The organism is Sporosarcina luteola, from assembly GCF_007991495.1.
GTDB lineage: Bacteria > Bacillota > Bacilli > Bacillales_A > Planococcaceae > Sporosarcina > Sporosarcina luteola.
This window is the reverse complement of record NZ_BJYL01000073.1, coordinates 1-2,631: the sequence shown is the minus strand read 5'-3', so window position 1 is coordinate 2,631 and position 2,631 is coordinate 1. Positions and strand designations below refer to the sequence as shown.

At 40.9% G+C, this 2,631-nt stretch carries 2 protein-coding genes; both read right to left on the bottom strand.

Annotated features, from left to right (window positions below; translation table 11 throughout):
• Positions 1 to 57: 57 nt before the first annotated feature.
• Complete coding sequence (locus tag SLU01_RS17800) at positions 58 to 792, bottom strand: LytR/AlgR family response regulator transcription factor (protein WP_147060865.1); 735 nt, start codon at positions 790 to 792, stop codon at positions 58 to 60.
• Between the two features lie 18 nt (positions 793 to 810).
• Entirely contained in the window at positions 811 to 2,508 is a 1,698-nt protein-coding gene (locus SLU01_RS17795) for a LytS/YhcK type 5TM receptor domain-containing protein (RefSeq protein WP_147060863.1), read from the bottom strand.
• Positions 2,509 to 2,631: the final 123 nt, after the last annotated feature.

The following is a 2,631-nucleotide window of genomic DNA, read 5'->3' as shown; positions in this document are numbered from 1 at the left end:
TAGCATCCATACGTATGGATGCTATTTCTCTATCTTGCAAGGAAAAGTAAAAACGGCTCACTTAAATCCTAACTTTTGCATAACATTTTTTGCAAAGGAGCGGCTCACAGGTACTGTTGAACCGTCTTTTAAAAATAAATTATACGCGCGGTTAAACCATGGTTCTATGGCAGACACATGCTTGACGTTGACAATATATCCACGATGCACTTGTAAAAAGTCTTCACCAAGTTTTTCTATCAATTGATAAAGCAACAAATCGGATTCATATTTGTGATGAGCGGTTTTAATAAAAGTTTGACGGTTTTCCGTACCGATAGAGTAAATCTCATCTGCTTGGACAATAATCATTCTACCCCCGTCTTTTGCCGGGATTGTTTTTATTCCTTGTGTCTGTGAACGTTTATGCGTTTTACGTTCTCTTTGGAATTGAGCACGGGTGAGTAATTTGTCTACGGTTTTTCGTAGCCTTGCTTCATCGATTGGTTTCACAATGTAATCCACGGCATCGAGATTGAATGCTTCAAGGGCATATTCATCGTAAGCTGTTGCAAACACGATCATCGGCTGCTTTTTCATATGCATGAATTGCTTTGCCAATTCCAGTCCATTTCCTTTGGCAAGTTCGATGTCCAGAAACACAACATCCGGTTGAAGATCATTAATTCCCCATAGCGCCTCATGCATCGTTTCAGCATCGCCGACGATTTCGATGTCGCCCGTCTCTGTTAATAAATACTTTAATTCCTCTCGCGCAAATTGTTCGTCCTCTACGATAAAACCTTGCAGCATAATCCACCTATCTCCTATTTAAAATTGTATCGGTAATGTTATAAAAATGATTGTTCCCTGTCCTTGCTTACTTTCCATTCTAAAAGTGGCATCTTGGCTGAATAATGCAGTTAGGCGCTCTTTAATATTGAATAGCGCAGATCCGCTGCCGTTTTTCGTTGAATGGACAACGCGCTGACCTAAATCCGCGAGCCTTTCAGGAGACACCCCAACCCCGTTATCCGTAACGGTTAAATGCAGTTCCGCTTCTTGCTGTTCTATCTCGACATGGATTTTCCCAATGCCCCCAAGATCTTTTAATTCTCCATGTATAATAGCATTTTCAACAAGTGGCTGCAGTACGAAAGGTGGTATGAGCGCTTGGTTCAGATCTGAAGCCATTTCAATTGTAAGCTCAAACTTATCAGGAAACCGGGCGTTTTCCAATGCAAAATAAGCATGGACATTTTCCAACTCTTTTTCAACCCGTACAAGACGATCTGTTAGTCCCCTTAAATTGTTTCTCAAATAGGTCGATAAATGGATTAGCAATTGGCGTGCTAGCAAAGGATTTCTACGACATAGCGCAACAATTATATTTAAAGCATTGAATAAAAAGTGAGGATGAATCTGGGCATGGAGTGCTTTTACTTCAGCATCCTGCAGCAAATGGTTATAACGTTCAACTTCGCCTAACTCCAACTGACTGGAAAATAAATTGCTGAGTCCTTCTGCCATTTCACGATCCACAGATGTCACGTGAAATGGATGATTAAAGTAAAATGTTAACGTCCCAATCGTTTTTTCCTTTACAATTAACGGAAATATAATAAATTCAAACTCTGAGAAGTAAGCACTTTCCATCTTTCCGGTTTTAAACACGAGCTCCCTATATTTCATTTCTGATTGGCCGCTAGTTCCGCCAGTATGTGCAAGCTCCCGAATACCTCGCGTGATTGCCACATCGTCAACGTTTGTTAACTGCTGGATGATCTTCGCAGCTTTTGTTGCAGAGGATTCGTTTAATCCCTGTCGAAAAAGAGACAGCGTTTGATTTGCAATTGAGAGTGCTGTGGCCGTTTGATTGGCGCGTGTATTTTCCTCATCCTGAATAACGCTATTAAAAACAATCGCACAAATCCAGATTCCAATACTATTAATGACGACAATCGGGATCCCGGTATAACTGATTAAATGAAGGGCTGTACTGTGCTCTGAAGCAAACAAGGGAATTAGTAGTATTTGAATGATAAGTATCAAAAGACCACTTAAAAACATCGGCAACGGACGGATCAAGCCAAATTTTCGCAACTTACGACCAAACAGCCCTGCTAAAATGCCACCAATAAGCGAGGTGATTAAAGTCGCATCGCTTATAAAGCCTCCCATAATGAAACGATGTCCACCTGCTATTAAAGCAGACCCAAGCCCAACTAAGGGGCCGCCCACCAATCCGCCTATGATGATACCGATATTACGTGTATCGGCAATCGCATTGTCCATTTGAAGCGCGGGGTTCCAAATATTGGAGATCACATGTGCTTCCGGATCGACAACAATGGCTGTATAATTTCCGATTACTCCAAATAAACCAAAGAGCAGAATCATGACAAAGCTGTCTTTTAGATCTAAATCCCGATAAATCATCTGTCTGAAAGTACGCAGACGAGTAATTAGAAAGGCAATCGTAATAATGAGTGTCATTCTTGATAACATTTGTGCCAGTAAATCCCACATGTAAAAATCCCCTGTTCCTTCCCAAAATCATTCAGTTGATTTCACTGAAATTAGTCAAAGAGTCTTTTGAATAGTATTTCCCCCTGAAACGCAAAAAAACCACCCCTATAGGGATGGATTTTG

Coding starts and splice junctions, on each gene's coding strand:
- SLU01_RS17795 (WP_147060863.1), bottom strand. CDS start 2,508: ATGTGGGATTTACTGGCACAAATGTTATCAAGAATGACACTCATTATT.
- SLU01_RS17800 (WP_147060865.1), bottom strand. CDS start 792: ATGCTGCAAGGTTTTATCGTAGAGGACGAACAATTTGCGCGAGAGGAA.